18 protein-coding genes and 1 pseudogene are annotated in these 18,615 nt (G+C 35.1%); 3 read left to right on the forward strand and 16 right to left on the reverse strand.

From position 1 onward, the window contains the following. Positions 1-26: 26 nt before the first annotated feature. The 10 genes and pseudogenes from ABXZ32_RS11730 to ABXZ32_RS11775 form a co-directional block, all read right to left on the reverse strand. A complete protein-coding gene (locus ABXZ32_RS11730; RefSeq protein ID WP_354618862.1) occupies positions 27-932 on the reverse strand; it encodes a glycosyltransferase family protein in 906 nt (301 codons plus the stop codon). A gap of 88 nt (positions 933-1,020) precedes the next feature. Continuing rightward, on the reverse strand, positions 1,021-2,499 hold the full coding sequence (locus ABXZ32_RS11735) for a class II glutamine amidotransferase domain-containing protein (protein ID WP_354618863.1): 1,479 nt from the start codon (positions 2,497-2,499) through the stop codon (positions 1,021-1,023). 83 nt (positions 2,500-2,582) lie between these two features. Next, the gene (locus tag ABXZ32_RS11740; protein ID WP_354618864.1) at positions 2,583-3,434 is read right to left on the reverse strand and encodes a glycosyltransferase family 2 protein; all 852 of its coding nucleotides are present in this window, start codon (positions 3,432-3,434) and stop codon (positions 2,583-2,585) included. Positions 3,435-3,474: 40 nt separating this feature from the next. Next, on the reverse strand, positions 3,475-4,764 hold the full coding sequence (locus ABXZ32_RS11745; RefSeq protein ID WP_354618865.1) for a hypothetical protein: 1,290 nt from the start codon (positions 4,762-4,764) through the stop codon (positions 3,475-3,477). Positions 4,765-4,815: 51 nt separating this feature from the next. Next, complete coding sequence (locus ABXZ32_RS11750; RefSeq protein ID WP_354618866.1) at positions 4,816-5,466, reverse strand: acyltransferase; 651 nt, start codon at positions 5,464-5,466, stop codon at positions 4,816-4,818. Next, positions 5,463-5,723 (reverse strand): annotated as a pseudogene (locus ABXZ32_RS15780) (CatB-related O-acetyltransferase); the annotation flags it as partial. The gene ABXZ32_RS11750 and the pseudogene ABXZ32_RS15780, both read right to left, overlap by 4 nt. Before the next feature lie 438 nt (positions 5,724-6,161). Beyond that, positions 6,162-7,112 (reverse strand): GT-D fold domain-containing protein, encoded by a 951-nt coding sequence (locus ABXZ32_RS11760; RefSeq protein WP_354618868.1) that lies wholly within the window; start codon positions 7,110-7,112, stop codon positions 6,162-6,164. Positions 7,113-7,115: 3 nt separating this feature from the next. Beyond that, entirely contained in the window at positions 7,116-8,087 is a 972-nt protein-coding gene (locus ABXZ32_RS11765) for an O-fucosyltransferase family protein (RefSeq protein ID WP_354618869.1), read from the reverse strand. A gap of 97 nt (positions 8,088-8,184) precedes the next feature. Continuing rightward, positions 8,185-9,135, reverse strand: a complete 951-nt coding sequence (locus ABXZ32_RS11770) for a glycosyltransferase family 2 protein (RefSeq protein ID WP_354618870.1) — start codon at positions 9,133-9,135, stop codon at positions 8,185-8,187. Beyond that, positions 9,132-10,220, reverse strand: a complete 1,089-nt coding sequence (locus ABXZ32_RS11775) for a hypothetical protein (RefSeq protein WP_354618871.1) — start codon at positions 10,218-10,220, stop codon at positions 9,132-9,134. Before ABXZ32_RS11775 ends, ABXZ32_RS11770 begins: the two co-directional genes overlap by 4 nt. 79 nt (positions 10,221-10,299) lie before the next feature. Here ABXZ32_RS11775 and ABXZ32_RS11780 point away from each other — a divergent pair, with 79 nt between their 5' ends. After that, the gene (locus ABXZ32_RS11780; RefSeq protein ID WP_354618872.1) at positions 10,300-10,686 is read left to right on the forward strand and encodes a hypothetical protein; all 387 of its coding nucleotides are present in this window, start codon (positions 10,300-10,302) and stop codon (positions 10,684-10,686) included. Positions 10,687-10,707: 21 nt separating this feature from the next. On the opposite strand, the gene ABXZ32_RS11785 is transcribed toward ABXZ32_RS11780, so the two are convergent. From ABXZ32_RS11785 to ABXZ32_RS11810, 6 genes are all read right to left on the reverse strand, one after another. Beyond that, positions 10,708-12,060, reverse strand: coding sequence for a lipopolysaccharide biosynthesis protein (locus ABXZ32_RS11785; protein WP_354618873.1), 1,353 nt, complete (start codon positions 12,058-12,060; stop codon positions 10,708-10,710). Between the two features lie 84 nt (positions 12,061-12,144). Continuing rightward, on the reverse strand, positions 12,145-12,849 hold the full coding sequence (locus tag ABXZ32_RS11790; protein WP_354618874.1) for a hypothetical protein: 705 nt from the start codon (positions 12,847-12,849) through the stop codon (positions 12,145-12,147). A gap of 113 nt (positions 12,850-12,962) precedes the next feature. After that, positions 12,963-13,265, reverse strand: coding sequence for a hypothetical protein (locus tag ABXZ32_RS11795; RefSeq protein ID WP_354618875.1), 303 nt, complete (start codon positions 13,263-13,265; stop codon positions 12,963-12,965). A gap of 443 nt (positions 13,266-13,708) precedes the next feature. Next, positions 13,709-14,791 (reverse strand): GDP-L-fucose synthase family protein, encoded by a 1,083-nt coding sequence (locus ABXZ32_RS11800; RefSeq protein ID WP_354618876.1) that lies wholly within the window; start codon positions 14,789-14,791, stop codon positions 13,709-13,711. 93 nt (positions 14,792-14,884) lie between these two features. Beyond that, a complete protein-coding gene (gene gmd, locus ABXZ32_RS11805; protein WP_354618877.1) occupies positions 14,885-15,997 on the reverse strand; it encodes a GDP-mannose 4,6-dehydratase in 1,113 nt (370 codons plus the stop codon). Positions 15,998-16,621: 624 nt separating this feature from the next. After that, the gene (locus ABXZ32_RS11810) at positions 16,622-17,101 is read right to left on the reverse strand and encodes a UpxY family transcription antiterminator (RefSeq protein ID WP_354618878.1); all 480 of its coding nucleotides are present in this window, start codon (positions 17,099-17,101) and stop codon (positions 16,622-16,624) included. Between the two features lie 348 nt (positions 17,102-17,449). Here ABXZ32_RS11810 and ABXZ32_RS11815 point away from each other — a divergent pair, with 348 nt between their 5' ends. After that, the gene (locus ABXZ32_RS11815; RefSeq protein WP_354618879.1) at positions 17,450-17,767 is read left to right on the forward strand and encodes a hypothetical protein; all 318 of its coding nucleotides are present in this window, start codon (positions 17,450-17,452) and stop codon (positions 17,765-17,767) included. Between the two features lie 323 nt (positions 17,768-18,090). Further along, positions 18,091-18,540, forward strand: a complete 450-nt coding sequence (locus ABXZ32_RS11820) for a hypothetical protein (RefSeq protein WP_354618880.1) — start codon at positions 18,091-18,093, stop codon at positions 18,538-18,540. The last annotated feature ends 75 nt before the right edge of the window (positions 18,541-18,615 follow it).

Here is an 18,615-nt window from a genome sequence, read left to right on the forward strand (position 1 = left end):
TTTAAGATTCTTTAATAACAACAACCTCATACCCTAAGTAGATTTTTAATTTTGTAGAAAATTCTTGTTTTATAACTATATGGAATCACGAACTTCCTAATGAATTTTCTGTCTAATACAATTGTCTTACTAAAGTTAAATTCAAATCTATTTGAAGTATCAAAGTAGCTATTGAAACGCAAATCAGTGTTTTTGCCAAAAGTATGTGTGGCTTCTCCTCCAAAACCAATATTATTGATTTTCGAAACAGTTGGGAACACGGTATACAACTCATATTTAAATTGGTGGTAACACCAACGTATAGCCCAGGAATTTAACTTCCCATTCATTTGTTTTTCTAACATACGTGACATATCAGAACCCATACTATTAAATCTTTTCTTGGCACGTTTATCTTTATTAAACTCCCTATAATCCCCGACGGACCAATCTACGACCTCCCATTTTTGCTTCCATGTTGCCCATCCCCAAGAACTGGCCCTAAGGGTGAAATAATTATCATAGCAGTAGTCGTCTGGAACATTTATAGTTGGCGAATACCCTGCGATTGACATAATTTTGGGATTGGTATTGTAAAATTCCAATGCACAATTCATATAGGTGAGAAAATTGGTACTTGTAATTAAATCATCTTCCAATACTATGACCGATTCATAGGTTTTTAATATCTCTGACACCCCATCAATAATTGAATTCGCCAAACCTTTATTGGTTTTAGAAATTATTAAGTATACCTGTTTAAATCCAGAAACATTCTTAATATACTTCCTAACCTCTTCTACTTGTTTCATATCGGAGGTATTTGCCGGACCATCAGAGAAAATGTACAACGTAGATTTAGGAGCTAGTTGATTTTTGGCCAATGCTTCAACTGTTAATTTTAAAGGCTCATATTTTTTATATGTGAATAATAAAATGGGTGCAAGCTTCATAAAATTAAAGTATTGATTTTAAATGTAACCAGTAAGGATTGTTCCACCTCAACTAATCCATTCTTAAAAAATAATTGAAATGTTTTTCCTAATGGTTAAATCGTTCAAATCCTACTTTCGTTAAGGCCACTTTAATATTCGTTTTTAACCAATCTCTATTGGATAAAGGGTTTATGGGCTGGGATAATACTTCTGGCCACAATAGTTTCATTGTTTCCGTATACAAAATATAATCCGGCTTGGAGCGAAATTTAGTATCTATATGCAGCATAATATCCAAGAGTTCCCTGTTATTAAATGGCGTAAAGGTATCATGTACCAAATCCCACTCCAATTGGTTTTGGGTCTGCCAACTTCCTGTGCTTACTTCCCAATGGAAGAGATCCAATATATTATATCCTTTGTTCACTGATTCTTTGTTAACCTCATCGTACCAATCCGATATCCGTTCCTCAATAAAACGGATTCCCTTCCAATTCCGATTATAATTTACTATATCCGAACTGGAAGAAAAATTTGGATGTTTCCCTGATTTATAAAAATAGCAACGCCCAGTTTCGGAACAGCTCCCTTTTATAGCCATAACATCTTTAGGCAGGTTTTTGGAAATCCCATTAGCTATAAACCCCCAATCGTCCAAATGGGCCATGTCGGAATTTTCTACGTAAATCCTACCAAAATCTTTATCCAATGGAATTCTACAGTCCATTAACTTATGATTGATTTTCAATACTTTTTTTAGATTTAATGGTATGGCTATATCTCTGGAATCTTTAGTTAAATTTCTATATTGCAGGGTATAATACAACGTTTTATCCTTTACACCTTTTGTAGCACTCAATATAATTCTACTATCAAAACCTGCTGTTAACCCCAGTGCCAAATTATACTTTTTGCTTCCGGCTTCCATGGTCATGCGCAAAAGGTTGGAAAACTTCTTTAATGAGCTTTCATAATCTTCTAATTCCAAGGCTTTGATTGGCCAATAGCGAACCTGTTCCAAACTTTCTGACTTTAAATAATGATTGGGAACCAGATGGTAAACTCCTTCATAGAGAGACGTGCCACTAGGGAACCAACTTTCTTTATTCCGTTTAACATATTCGGAATCAAAGAAACTATTATAGCGCTCTCCTTTTACAATGAGATTGCCGGTTACCATCTTTAGCAATAAGGGTTGAGATGCCATATGTAACTGGCCCTCATACTTTGTATAAAAAAACGATTTTAAGCCACAGGCATCATTAAAAAATACGAAACGACCATTACTGTTAATGATCAATACAAAGCGCCCCACCAAGCCATACAGCTCTTTCGCTACCCCAGTTTCATTTTCTTGCATGACTATATCCCTTAAGATATCCATAGTGGAGCGCTCGGGTTTTTTAGGATCAAGTACATGTCCCAATATCACCCCCTCCTTAGTCCTAATAGCAACCTTATACTTAGCACAATCTGGATGGGAATAAAGATTATATGACGCTAAACGTTCATGATTCCAATCTGACAATTCTTCCGTATCAGTGGGAGTCAATAAAAACTGTCTTCTAAATTTTAATGTAGCCATAACAATAGCTGAGGTAGTTTATAATTCCCATTAATATGAATTTACAAGAATTTCGTTTTGTTAAAATAATAGGGTTAGCGTACTTACATAAAATTAGGCTTAATCCAATAACTGGTCAGTCGTTTAAGAGTTCCAATTGTGACACTTATTGGCAATAGATAAATTGGACAGTGCCTAATTACATAGGTATAGTAATACTTCAAATTGGCCGCTCCCTTCATACCAAATAAATGTTCTTTATAATTTTTAAAACTTTTTTGGGCCATTAATTGGTTGGCACCACTTGCCTCGGGGTATGTTCCCAATTTTGCCTCTATACAACAATATACTTTAAACCCGGCCTTTCGCGCCCTAAATGTAAAATCGTAATCGGCCATATAATGGGGAAAGTATTCTCGGTCAAACAACCCAATTTTACTAAAAACTGATTTTGGTATCAACAAGCCACGTCCCGGAAAATAAGATACCTCATGTAAGCCCTTCATGTTCTCTTTCCCTAGACTATCTTTTAAACTTTCTGCACTATCGGTAAGCCATTTGATCCTCTCCCCACAATAATTAATCTCTTTGGTATTCACATCAATCCCAGTAGAACCAATCAGCGCTCCGGGTTTCATATTTGATGCATTTACCAACTGTTCTATATAGTCAACAGTAGGCAAAGTATCATTATTCAGAGATAAAATGCAATCTGCCCTGTTTTCCAAGGCATAGGTAATACCCAAATTTATGCCCCCTGTCCACCATAATGACCCATTCCCGTTCAATACCTTGACCTCGGGGTATGCACTAGCCAATTTTTCGGAAGTACCATCGGTAGAACCATCATCTACTACAATGATCTTAAAATCTGTATACGACTGTTTTTGCAAGTTATCAATACAAGCTTTTGTAAAATGCCAACGGTTAAAAACAGGAATAACGATAAATATCATAATGCAAGTAGATTATTTAAATTGAAAAATATAAGATTTGCTATACTTTATGTGGAGCGGCCAATTGTAATTTTAAAATCGCCTGCCTATATCTTTTATCAAAAATACCACGTACCCAGTTCTTTAATTCAAGGTCTGTCATTTCTCTAAATGCTGTTGAGAAACACATCCCTATCGTAATCCAAAGAAATAAATAAGATAAGTTAAAAGTGCTAAAATCTTCAACCCAGGCATAGGCCCAACGAAATGAAATATAGATTCCCAGCAATTTCATAAACCAACTATTTGATTTTTTAATGGCCAAAAAGGAGGCTTTAAAAAACACAAAGAAATAGAGAAGTACACCTACGATCCCTGTCCAAGTGAAAATATTGAGTATAGACACTTCATTAGAATGACGTTCCATCTTTTTGGTTTTCAAATCTTTATCTATTTGCGGGCCAAATGATGGAGATTCATTACCCCTCGCTGGAGTACGACCCAACCAAACGTAATCGTACTTAAGGGCTGAATTAATTACCTCTATATATAGAAATGTTCGGGTATCCGAAGTTAAGTCTTCTCGCCCACCATTTGGAGTTGATTTGTTTTCCAACTTATAATTACCTTCGATATATTCACTCATTTTAAAAACATTGAACGTATTGGTCAAAGCTAAAACTAAAAAGACAATTGGTAAACCAAGCAGTATTATTCTAGCTAAGGATATTAACCTAATATTTATTAGGGATTTAAAATAATAGAGCAAGGACAAGGCTATTGGAACCATAAACTTGATTACGTTACTTCTTGCCCCGAGATTGGAAGCCAATACAACCATTACAATAGATACTGCTAAGATTTTCCATTTCGAATTAAGAAACGGAAAGAACAGCAATAAAAAACTTACAGGAATCAAATAATGGCCAACAGCTTCCGCATGCATAAAAAAATAAAAAATAAAAAAAGCAGGAAAAACATATTTAATCCACTGACCAACAATGGTTTGAACCACAAACGTATTTGTAGAGATAAATATGCTCAATGGCAACAACAAAACTATTGACGTTTGAGTCAAAAACTTCCATTCCCAATAATCTTGTGCTACAAATAAGCCTCTTACAATACAAACAATATTCCAAAAAAGATATAACTTAATAAAGATTATATTGGAATCATTAACCTTGTCATAAAATTTATTTTTTGCTAGAACAAAAGCTATTAATATCAAAATAAAAACAGCCCACCAAATAGTTGTATTTCCAACTGGGAGATCTGTCCAAGAGTTTATGGAATAAAGAGTAACTAAAAATATTCCAATAAGTATACAGTTTTTTAAAAATTTAGACATCCAGTATGCTTTAAATATTCCCAAGATGATTGGATAAATCTACAATCCAAATTAAACGACTAATTCCTTTATTTTCTTAGCAGGGTTCCCTCCCCAAATTTCATTCGCCGGAACACTCTTAGTCACAACGGATCTCGCGCCAATAATTGAATTTTCACCAATAGTAACGCCCTTTAAAATTATTGAATGAGCTCCAATAAAAACATTATCATTTATATTTATTGGTTGTTTAACTTTATGTCTTTGATCTAATTTAGCATTAACTCTAAGATTTGGATCTAAACTATGAAAATCAGTATCATAAATACAAACCCCTCCGCCTAATTTGACGTTATCCCCAATTGAAATATTAAGGTGACATACCAAAGTTGTTTGACTAATATTTACATTATTCCCTATCACCAATTTTGCCTTTTTATCTACAAAAAATATACAAGGCTGGATACAGCCAATTGGATTAGAGGAAATATTGTTGTTCATTCTAAAATTATTTCCTATTTCAAAATTTCCATCTATCGCAACCATTACATATGGTAGTCCATTAGTATGAAAATTTTTATGGCTAACCCTATTTCCATAAAACATAATCTTACACAATACATTATTTATAATATTATTTAAAATAATATTACTTCTTCTGACTCCTTTAAAAAGCAAACTAAAATAATGTTGCATATTTTTATAATTTATTACTTTTCTCAATTTACAATTTCGGTCAAATTATCTTTCATAGCCTGGACATCAATTGCATTTTTTTCCCACCAACGCGTTTTTAAAATGGCCTTTCTTTGCTCTTCAGTAAACCTATACCTGATAATTTTGGCCGGCACCCCCCCTACTATAGCGTATGCAGGAACATTCTTGGAGACGATTGCCCCAGCTGCGACTACGGCACCGTGGCCAATTGTCACACCATCCATAATTATGGCATTTGCGCCTATCCAAACATCACTTCCGATTGTAATATGGGCATAATCCTGAAAGTCTAGATCATCCTGAAGTACCCTTACATTCAAGGCATTTTTGGTTTTATAAAAAATTGGAGAAGTTGAAAACATATTTAAAGGGTGTGCTCCGAGACCTATTTTTACATGATGAGCAATTGAGCAATAGTTACCAATAGTAGTATTTTGAATCAAAGTTCCATAATTAACATATGAATACGAACCAACGTGACTATTGTTTACAATGCAATTACTACAAATATGTGAATTTTTCCCTATAGTAACTCCATTGGTAAAACTAGAATTTTGATCTATTATGGCTTGTGGAAAACGTCTTCTATTATCAATATCACGTGCTTTTTGATTAGCCAAATCTAACAACCCTCTAATCAGGCCAAAGGGTATCCAAAGTATTCTTGTAACTAATTGAGATGTTTTCATATTGAAATAATCTTACCAATAACAGGCCCCTTCAACAGCAGCCGCATTTTTAGGTTTTTCATTTTTTCCAGGCCTTACCCAGTGTTCATTAAAAAGGTTCATATAAGGCCAGACAATATAATTTTCCCATCGTTTTCCTTTTATTCCAAAAAGCAATTGGGTGGCCCCAGCCATATGTATGGCTTTTTTACCACTGCGCTTTACGTGTGCGGCTAGAGGAAACCCATAAGCTCCGCAACCAATAATGCAGATATCATAATCAGTAGCATCTATTTGTGCCTTCATATGGTCTAAGGCCTCAAACCAATCGTTAAATTCGGTTTCTGACCCAGCCACACTTTGTACAGCCTTAATGGTTTTTAGCTCAAACGTTGGCAATAGGTCTTTCTCGAATAACAGTGTCCTTTTATTATACTGTACCACTATGGTTTCCGCAAAGGGATGCACTACCAATACTTTTTTCCCAGCCAAGGCCCTGGTCCAAGGATTGGAACAAAAAAAAGGCTCCAAATCTTCCAACATTACTCGTTTAGATTCCACCAATCCTTGAGCCAAGTGTTTTTCATCGTGCAACCACGAACCCAAGATATCCACTTGCGGCACTTCTTGCAGCATTAAATCACAGAATCTTTCAATCTTATCTTGGGTAGGGGGGAAAAACCCGCTCCACACTTGCATTTGGTTGATCACGTTGGGTTCCCACCACCATTTTAAACTTTTTCCGGTAATGAATTCTTTTTTGTTCTGGTTTTTTCGTTTAACGCCTATGTAGTTGGCTAAGGCAGCCATTTCAGTAGAACCAAAACGGGCAACCATACATGGCTTATCTGCCATTAACGTATCATAGATAAGCTGGTTGGCATATTCCTTGTTCGAAAACATTTTCCAATTCCTACCTTCGGAATGAGAACTTGGAAATAAGAATTTATGTGCCTTTTTTAGTATTTTTAGTAATAATCTCATTTTTTAAATAAAAAAACCTTTATCATCCGTTAATAACCAATTTTCATCTTTAGGGTAACCATGCCAAAAGTTTTTGGCACTCACAATTATACCCTTATTTAAAAGAGCAGGTTTATAGGAAAATGAACTTTTGCTTGTAATAAGCATGTCTGCATAGACCATATGTAAAAAAGAATCCTTTGCATTCATATCCAAACAATAGGTTATACATTTATATTTTTCAAATTCTTTAAAATCTTCAATGTTCCCTTGGGAAAATAAAAATATCCTTATTGGTTTTTCCGATGACACTTTTTTAATAGCGTTATCCAGAGCATTGGTAAAGAAATCATTATCTTGCCATCGCATCAATAAATTGGGATTTTTATTGAGCTGACCTATAGTTATATCGCCTCTTCTTACATGGATAGCTATATTAAAATGGTCTTTTGAGTAAATTACATGATCGAATTGTCTGGCCTTTGCATTATGGAATTTTTGTTTTAAAGTTACCATCACTCCAAATTGATCTCCATAATATTGATCTTGTTCTGCAAAGAACACTACCTTTTTATTTTGATACGAATTAATGATATTCTTAATCAGGGCTATTTCATCTTTTTTATTTTCATCGAATAGAGGGAGTTTAATTTTTTTATATCCATGATTTTTAATTAAGACGTCAGCAGTTATTTCCTCTTCTCCAAAACCTAAAAAATATTCCCAAATCGGATTAGGAAATGGTGAATGTGCAAATCTTAAATCCAATTTTTTGGCAAACCACAGCCCCGCAATCCAATTGGCCATTTGATGACCTATACCCGCCCCCGAATTAGGGAGTGCCGTAAAATAATTTAAATTATCTTCTCTATCCAAATCACCCCTTAACATTAAATGCCAATAAGATTTATAAATACAGAAATACAATTTGGATTGCTTCGTCCGTCTCACAAGCTTTTCCCAAATCTTTCTTTTTAAGTGATCAATTCCCTCCAAATTTTTAAGATTTATCAATATTTCAGTATTCTTACAAGAAATTCATATATTAAAATACATATTAAAACATTCTAACCCATAGAATTCCTTTTAATTTCTATTGCACTCTTGGGTATCCTCTCAAACGCCATCTTACTTTTGTCGCGTAAATAAAAAGCACATTTAAAGGTTTTAAAGGCTTCTTTGTAAGCATATACCATTCAAGAGAATTAAACTGATTTCTAATGTCCAATTGCAATCCATCCATAAAGTAAATAAGCGTATCATGATTATTGGCTTTAATAAAGGATAAGAACGTATGTCTTAATTCATACTTCATAAATATAATAAATGACTTATTTTTTCTTGGATTTTTCTTCCAGTTATTAAAAACCTCATTATATCTTTTAGTAACATGGAGCAAAACCTCCTTAAAAGAGGTTTTTGTTGCTTGGCCCTCAACATCACCAACATATACACTTAAAGGAATGCCGGAATACACAACTTTGGTAATTAGTGCCAAAGAAAAGAACAATGCAAAATCTTGATTTCTTTTCATTCCAATGGGAAAACCATCAGTTCTATTAAATTCTTTTTTAGACACCACTGTCGCACTGGTATGCAAGAATACATGGGGGTTTTCAAAAAAATCAACTTCAGTTATTAACCCTTCATATTTTTTGGCCAATCTCAAATATTCATTTCCTCCAGACCTAATCTTACCCGCTGAGCAAATTAGACCTACAGTTGGAAATTTTACTATTGCTTGGTTCATTTGAAATAAATAGTTTTGGTCCCACTCATCGTCACCATCCAAAAAAGCAATATAATTAAATGTGGAATGTTGCACTCCTTGATTTCTAGCAACACTAACCCCTTGATTTGGCTGACTAATAATTCTAACCCGCTTGTCGTTTGTGAAATTCTTAATTACTTCAACACCATCATCCGTGCTGCCATCGTCAACAATAACCACCTCAAAGTTTATATAAGTTTGAGCAATTACCGAGCCTAAGGTTTTTTCAATGGTATGAGCCTTATTGTATAAGGGAATAACTACAGATATCATATTTTTACAATTGACAGTTTTTCTTTTAATGAAATGGCAAACGATTTTAACAGCATATTAAGCCAATTCTTTTCTTGTTTATTAAACCCTATAACATAAACTATAATAATAAAAAACAATCCTGAACTTCCGGTAACTATCAGCAAACGAATACCATCTTCATCAAGTACAAGTTGTGGTATTAAGGACAACAACAAAACAGCTAAAAAAGAGAACACGCATCTTAAAACGACATTTTTTATAAAGGACCACAAGGCAAGACCACAATATTTGTTTCCATATTTAAATATTAAACCCGAATTTAAAATGGCATATCCTATAAAAACTACATATAAGAAATAAGGAGGATAGCCCAAAAAGAAGAAACCAAAAGAAATAATTAAGGGAAAAAATGTTAAAATGGAACTTGCAATTTGAAAATCTCTAATATTACCTACAGCTTTTATGGAAGTTGAAACAGGAATTGAAAGCTGCTCAATTAAATTTTTAATAAGAAGCAACCTACAAAATACAACAGCATATGCTGGTACATCTTTTAACCAAAGTCCCAAAATGTAAGGCATCTCTATGAGCACCGGAATGCACATAAAACTTAAAAGGAAAAAAGACATTTTACTCCCCATGGCAGTCATCTTCAGCATAGACCCCCTTTTCCCTGCACCCTCACTTTTCGCTATGCCAGGGTTCAGGGCACTTAGCATAGTAGTTGAAAATGCACTCAGTTGCCCGCTTACTTGGTTGGCAATCCCTTGAGCAGCATTCACGCGAGGTCCAAAAAACATGTTTAGCACAATACCCTGGCCGTAATTTGCGATCATGCTACTTGAAGACCCTAAAAAAGACCAACCTGCGAAACTCCCCATTTCCTTGAATAATGACCTATCAAAATACTTTTTAACGTTAATTGTTACTTCATTATACTTTAGATGGCAATAAACCCTTCTGATCAATAACAAAATAATTGCCATTACTGCCATTAAAGAACCATAGCTAATCAATTTATCAAATGACGTATTGGTCACATATAAGGCTATACCCAATTTTATAAGTGCCTCTAGCACACCCAAAACCGCAACTAAAAACATGTTTTCGTGAGCATTTATCACAGCATTATATGGTACAGAAAGGATACCGAAAAATGTACTTAACACCATACATTGAAAAATGACCTTTGCTGCATATAGCCTGTTTTCAGGAATTTCCAGAACCCCATTAAAAAGAAAGAAACCAGCTCCTTCCAATAAAAGCACTACGACAATTGAAATGATTAAATGTAATACTACGCTAACATTGAAAATACCAACCTGTGCCTTAAAATCTCCTTTCCCTTCGGCAAAGGACATAAATCGCTGGGTAGCGGATGCCATAGCCGCATTTAAGAACGTAAGCATGGCTATGGCACCGGCGACCACATTGAAAATTCCAAAGTCAGTTGCGCCCAAGGCCGCCAAAATTAATCTTGTGGAATACAATGATATAAATACGGTAATAGCCATACGGGCATATAAAAACCCTGTATTCTTTGCTACTCTTTTGGCTTGCTGCATTTAATATTTTTCCTTTAACAAGAAGTTATTTGTTCCAAATCCCAAAAGCATTGTGGGTAATTAATTTTTGATATTGTATAGGTCCTATTACAACCGAAATGGCAAATGAAAAGCAAGTGGCCAATATAACTCCTGCCAATCCCAGATTAAAGGTCTTGGCAAACAACAAGCTTAATGGAATATTTATAACTATAGAAATTATGCTTATAATAAGTTGAATCTTGATTTTGCCAACGGCATTGATAAACTTATAATAAATAGATTGAAAGGTCGCCATCATAACATACAATCCCATGGACAAAGAAAGTGTAGTTGGCACTTTTATTTTGTCTCCCACCCATACAACATAAAACCAATCCGATACCAGGAACATGATTCCCAAGATAAAAGGTACAGCCCACCATAATTTCTGGATATTCCTCACTGAATGCTTGATCCATTCAAAATCCTTGTTCACATACGCCTCCGTAAAAGAGGACCAATAAGGGGCCGTTACCATGGCATACCCCATAAGAACAATGGAAAAATACTTTAAGGATACATTATAGGGCACCACTTCCTCCGGGGCAAAAAGGTTGGTGATGATAATATTGTCCGTTGACAATAAAACAGTAGTCGCCATCTGAATGATAAAAAAATGAAACCCCAACCCGGTTATATCCTTAATAAATTTTCTTTCCCATAGTTTTAGGGTCGGTTTAAAATCCTTGTACCTATTGTTGAAGGCAAATACATTTAGGCCCAACAAAATGACTACGGGTAAAACCGAAAACATACTCCCAAATAGCAATAGGGAACTTCCCGTGGTTTTACTTAGCAACCAAACAATTAACAGCGATAGTACTTGAATAAAAAATTCAATTTTGCCTTGTACAGAATGTTGCTGATCTGCCGCATAAATGGTTGTAATTAATTTAGTTACCAATTGGAGGATAAAAAATGCAAAAACAATGGGCATTAGAATACCTAAATCTCCTTTTAAACCTGCGCTAGTGTTAAAAACAATGGTCCAATCTACAAATACATTCACCAAAAGAAAGATGGCAATAACACCTACCCCTATAAACCCAATGACATAATACGCACAACTCACATAAGCTCTTGCCAACAGCAAATCTCCTTTTGCCTTTGCCTCGGCAAATTTATTGCGAAGCCCATTGCCAAGACCAATGTCTAAAATAGAAAACCATCCAACAAAAGAACTCAAGGTCAGCCATACCCCATAATTTTCTTGGTCCAAATAGGCAATGGTAAGAGGTACCAAAAGAAAATTAGCTAATATGCTTCCTCCCTTATATAATGTTGACCAACCAATGTGTTTTACAATATTTTGGGTTCTATCGCTACTAACCCTTAATCGTTGGTAAATTCGATTCATGAAATTTTAAAGGAATATCAGATTCGTTAAATTTCTATTATTTCTATACTTATTCAAGCTGAAGCCTCTAAAAATCGATTATGATCATTTAACCTCTTTTTTTGAATAGAAGTAATTATATAAAAACCTTCTTTCAACGTCAGTCTCCAGTACAATAAAATAAAAGTACCAAACTAACAAGCTCAAAGTTATCATTTCTCCACCATCTTCAATTAAGGCAACAGCACCAGCAACAAATTCTAGATGTGCAAAAAGCTGGTGAACCATATCTATTCCAATACCAAAAAAAAGAAAAAAGGTAAATAAAGATAGAATATCAACACAATTATTTTTGAAAATTTTGGATCCTTGAAAATAGCTCTTAAATGAGAACAAAAATAAAATTAACCCCATTAAGAATGCGAACACAAGTTCACCCAAATCAATAGCTCTTAAGCCTAAGTAAGATTGTAAACTAAAAAAATTAGCAAAAAAAATTCCTGCTTTTTCATGGAACTGTAACGCATCATCAAAACAGAGAAATAAAAATAAAATTAACCAAGGTAAATAATTAATCGATCGTTTTGCTACTAGATAAAATGTGATAAGAACAATTAAAATATATTTAAAATATTGAAAAATCTCAGGGTATCCTCCATCTTCATCAACCCTAAACTCTTTTGGGTTTGAGTCCCAAAATAATGCGATTAAAAGATGTATAACAATAAATACTATGTCGATTGTAAGAAAAATAAACAAGAGCAAACTCGACCGCTCTTTATTAAAGTTATTTTTTAAAAAATCTATCATAGTAAGTTAATTTGTTAAACCAATTTGTAGTTTTAGTTAATGAAATACTTTTTATATATTTTTAAATTAATATTACTTGAAACAAGCATTGGCTTAATATTCCTGAAGGCATTTTACCTTTCAACTTGGAAAATCGTTCCTAAATAAAATTTCCTGTCCCCATTCGATTCTAATACTAAAAAATAAAAGTACCAAACCAACAGGCTTAATGCTATCATTTCTCCGCCTTCCTCTATTAAAACCAAAATGTCAGAAACCAAATAAACCTCTTCCAATTGGTTATGCAAAATATCGACCCCAATCCCAAAAAAAAGAAAAACAGAAATAAGCATGAAAATGTCTATAAAGGTTTTTCTGAAATGCGCGGATCCTTTTAAGTAAAATAATGAGGAAAAACCCGAAACTAAAATACCCATAAACACAATGTAGATTAGCTGCCCTAACACCACGGCCCTAAGACCCGATACATTCTTTAAATCCAAAAGATGAACCAAAAACCAACTTGCTTTATGATGTAATTGGTAGGCATCATCTACTAACAATAGAAAAAAAAGCACTAAAAAAGGAAGGTATAGATTCTCCTTTTTCCGAAACATAAGATTCGCTGTCAAAGCCATTACAATCAAATATTTCACATACTGAAATAGCTCAGGATAACCCAATCCATTGGCATCAAGCAAAAAAGCTTTAGGCTCTGAATTCCAAAACAACACTATGAAGAAATGAACCAACACAAATAACACATCTATAAGCAACAAGAGTTTTAATAATCTCGTGGCCGGTCTTTGATTAAAAGAACTCTTAAGCGTTAAAAAGAACCTGTTATTCATGTGCCATTATCTTAAAATATACCCAGCCTTTATTTTAGGTACCAGTCGTAGACTCTTTCTACCCCTTCCTCCAAATCAATAGCGTGTTTCCACCCCAACCCGTGTAATTTTGATGGGTCCGTCAGCTTTTTCATGGTACCATCGGGTTTGTTGGAATTGAAAAAAAGTTCCCCTTTAAAGCCAATGGTTTCTTTAATCACCTGGGCCAGATCCTTGATGGATATATCCTCGCCTGTTCCTATGTTGATATGGGTATTCCTAATTTCTTTGGTCCCGGCATCATAGCAGTCCTTAAAGTCCCTCTTTTCCATGAGGAATACGCAGGCATCTGCCATGTCCTCACTCCAGAGAAATTCTCTCATTGGCTTGCCAGTGCCCCAAATTTCCAAATGCACCGCATCCCCATTTTTTTGAATGCCGTACTTATCCAGAACACTGTAAATGACATCTTTTTGTGCTGATCCGTTGACCCCTTCAATGGGCAAACGGTCCAAATCCTTGCAAATGGTATCCCAATCATTGTTCTCAAGGGCTTTCCCTAAATGCATTTTACGAATCAATGCCGGAAGCACATGCGACTTTTCCAGATCAAAATTATCATTGGGACCGTATAAGTTGGTAGGCATTACCGAAATAAAATTGGTACCGTACTGCAAATTATAGCTCTCGCACATTTTAATGCCCGCAATCTTCGCAATGGCATAAGGCTCATTGGTATATTCCAAGGTATCCGTAAGCAAATAGTCCTCTTTCATGGGCTGTGGACAGTTCTTGGGATAAATACAGGTACTACCCAAAAACATCATTTTTTTAACCCCATGCACAAAACTCTGATGAATCACATTATTTTGGATCATGAGATTGTCATAGATGAAATCTGCCCTATAGGTATTGTTTGCCACAATGCCCCCTACTTTGGCGGCAGCCAAAAAAACGTATGCCGGCTTTTCAGTAGCAAAAAACGTTGACACAGCGGCACCATCGGTTAAATCCAGCTCTTTGTGGGTGCGGGTCACAAAATTGGTATACCCCTTGGCTTGCAGGTTCTTTAAAATGGCGCTGCCCACCAATCCCCTATGGCCCGCAATATATATTTTAGCGTCTTTCTTCATTCTTATTTTTACCTAGATCCTGAGGTTTTTTTTATGAGTACCTGCAAAATCGAATGTCTTTTATTACTAATCCCTGTTTTGAAAGAAGATATATTATTCGAAATAATTGAAAGTCTCATAACCTCCATATTTCAAATGCTGGTCTTTCTGCATCAACTTTACGTCGCTCTTCATCATGTCCTTAACAAGGGCTTGCAGGTCATATTCTGGAATCCAACCCAATTTGGTATTTGCCTTGGTGGCATCACCAATCAATAGATCTACCTCTGTTGGTCTAAAATATTTAGGATCTACTGCTAATACCTCTTTTCCTATTTCCAATTGAAATTCTGGATTGGAACAAGATTTTACGTATCCTTTTTCTTCTACCCCTATACCTTTAAATTCCAGTTCTATACCAACCTCAGCAAATGACATTCTTACAAAATCCCTAACCGGGGTGGTCTTCCCTGTAGCGATTACCCAGTCTTCGGCCTCTTCCGCCTGTAGGATCATCCACATCATCCTCACATAATCCTTGGCATGGCCCCAATCCCTTTTGGCATCCAAATTTCCAAGGTAAAACTTATCCTGTAATCCCAGGGCAATTCTGGAAGCAGCACGTGTAATTTTTCTGGTCACAAAAGTTTCTCCACGAATAGGAGATTCATGGTTGAACAAAATTCCGTTACAAGCATACATCCCATAGGCTTCCCTATAATTCACGGTAATCCAGTAGGCGTACATTTTAGCTACGGCATAAGGACTACGAGGGTAGAAAGGGGTGGTCTCTGATTGTGGCACCTCTTGTACTTTCCCGTACAATTCTGAAGTAGATGCTTGGTAAATACGTGTTTTTTTCTCCAATCCCAACAAACGCACTGCATCTAAAATACGAAGCGTACCTAAACCATCTGCATTCCCTGTATATTCGGGAATCTCGAAAGATACCTGTACGTGGCTCATTGCGGCAAGGTTATAGATTTCATCCGGTTGGATCTCTTGGATCAAACGTATAAGGTTGGTACTATCGGTCATATCTCCGTAGTGCAAAATAAAATTACGATGCTCTACGTGTGGGTCTTGGTACAAATGATCTATTCTATCTGTATTGAAGGAAGAAGACCTCCTTTTAAGGCCGTGTACCTGATATCCTTTTTTCAATAAAAACTCACTCAAGTAAGCTCCATCCTGTCCGGTTACTCCGGTAATAAATGCTACTTTCATACTCTGTAATAAATTAAGTTATAAATCATCCAACCCAATGTCTGCCAAAAGCCATGCTTTCGGTACTATTTCGGATATTTGGACTAAAGTTTTTCTAGAAATAAAACGAGGGTGAGGCCCAAGTTTTTACGCAATAAAATTTCATTGGAATTTAGCGCTCCGCGCCGTTAGCCACAATTTTCATGGCTACAGTAAAATAGAAATTTTCTAAGAAAGGGCTAATATAAGGTAACCCAGAATTTGTTCTTTACGGTTTCCCGTAAACGTTAAGAACCTCTTAAAGTGCGAAAATACTCAGGGTATATTTAAAGCACAAGCTTTTGTTAACAACTATAATAAGTATTGCGAAAAATGCATTTTGTGAGTCAGCATAATACATATAATCAAGATTATCTCCCAATTGATTGCGATATAGAAAATTGAATATATGAGTTTAAAAAAAAGCCAAAAGATGTAAGACCCAGATCATCGATTAAAGGCATGGTAGTATTTTAGCAAACCACACTATAATCACAGTTTTAGAGGTAATGTTGAGTTAAAAATAGAGTAATTTAATAGTAGGGATATTTTTTTGGAACTCAATGTAATCAGGGAAGCTATAAACCAATACAGTTATAGATAGTTTTAGACCACATCTTTAATCTTTGCGTTGAGTACTACCCCAAGACCAGGAATTACCAACCGCATCCGTTTTTTTCCAACTTCTTGAATAATAGCCTTATGGTCTTTAAGAATCCCATTTTTTATATACAGTTCATCCCCTGGAATGAGTTTGGAAAGTGTTATTTCTTCAACATCCTCATCCTCTAACCAATTCTTAATGGTATTGATTTCCTCATCCCTGACCACGGCAGGTTTTCCAAGCCAAAACAAGTAACGTACCACTCCCGGCACTCCAAAAACTGTTTGGCGTTCCTTATCATTTAGACGAACAAAAACGTAGGATTTAAATAAAGGGGTTTCAATGGTTCTTTTTCGATCGCTCCATTGTCTAATTTCTTTAATTACAGGACAATACACTTCTATCTGCATATCCTGCAGCATATTAGCTACCTTCTTTTCCTTTCTAGACTGTACATATAAAACATACCACTTCATGGACATAGTGCTTATCAACTTAAAGATATAAATATAACGTCTATATTCTCAAAATATTACCGCCAAAAATAGGTTTAATCCGACGTAGATGGCCAAATAAGTACGAATATTATACTATAAAAATCAACCATCTGCCTGACCACAACTTTCACCATATTGAATGTCAGCACATAACATAAAAGTAAGTTACAACATAAACGCTCCAACATACTCCTTTGGGTGCAATTTATGATCAACTATAATACATAACACGAAGAATAGGTTGAACTTGTAAGTATTTTCCTAAAAACCTTTAAGTTCAATACTAAAGAAAAAATCTTACCGTTAGTTTAGAATAACCCAAATTGAACGCTTATGTTACCTACCTTATTTATCAAAAAACACAAAAGTACTTCAAGTAAAAGTGCGACTTCAATTAATAAACAACCCTTCTACAACTTAGAACGATTATTGTCCGATCTGGGCATTAAGTTTTCCAAGAGTGAGGTGATTACGATACAGGAATTGAAACAAGTAAAAAAGGTTTCAGCCACAAACCATGCTGCGCCATTGCCTAATGACCTACAGCAAATTGCAATTAATCAAATGGCGTACTCAAAATTAATGGAGGAGCGCCTTAACAAATCCCCTTTTGGACATAAGAAAGGCAAAGTGATATCCTTAAGAAGTTAAAAAGCTGCTAATTACAAATAGACAATTATCCTATAATATATAGATTCACTGCACTAAAGTCTTGAATCATATACTATTGAAGTTGGTTATATATGACCTAAACCCCCTTGTTCATCACCTGATTTTCGAGGGTTTTTTTGTTCCCATATTTAACTAAACACCATTTTATCAGCTCACCACACAATGCCCTACTGATCTAGTTTTTAGGGAATTAAACCCAAAAACATGCATTTCATCGTTTATTTTGGTATTTGGAACTGCAATAACCGAAGGGATTCATTTTTGACATTCATTTGTGCAATAATTGAGCAAATACTAAAAAAATGAAAAAACATACTTATTTATTCTTGGCATTGGTAATGGTGATACTTACCGGTTGTAGTAAAGATGACAACAGTGAAACCTCTATTGTGAGTAGGGTTTTCCAATTAAGTGCTGTCTCTAATTCCAACATTAGTGGAACGGCTACTTTCATCAAAAAAGAAAACGGTTTGACTGAAGTGGTATTGCAGATCAGCAACTCCTCTACGGACATCCATCCAGCAAAAATCTATCTGAACAACGCTGTACAAGGTGGGGAAGCAGCCATTACGCTTGCCGCCATTGAGTGTGATTGTGAAGCTAGTACTACTATGGTTTCCAAATTGGACAATGGCACTGCTATTTCTTATGAGGAACTAGTAAATTTTAATGGACACATAAAGATCCATCAAAATGAAAATCATATGGAAATTATTATTGCTCAAGGGAACATAGGTTCTAACGTAAAATAATAACTCAAGAATACTAAATTCATCTTCAAAGCCCTGATCTTAATTGGTCAGGGTTTTTTATTTATTGTATTTGTG

Source organism: Sediminicola luteus, from assembly GCF_040566555.1.
Taxonomy (GTDB): Bacteria; Bacteroidota; Bacteroidia; order Flavobacteriales; family Flavobacteriaceae; genus Sediminicola.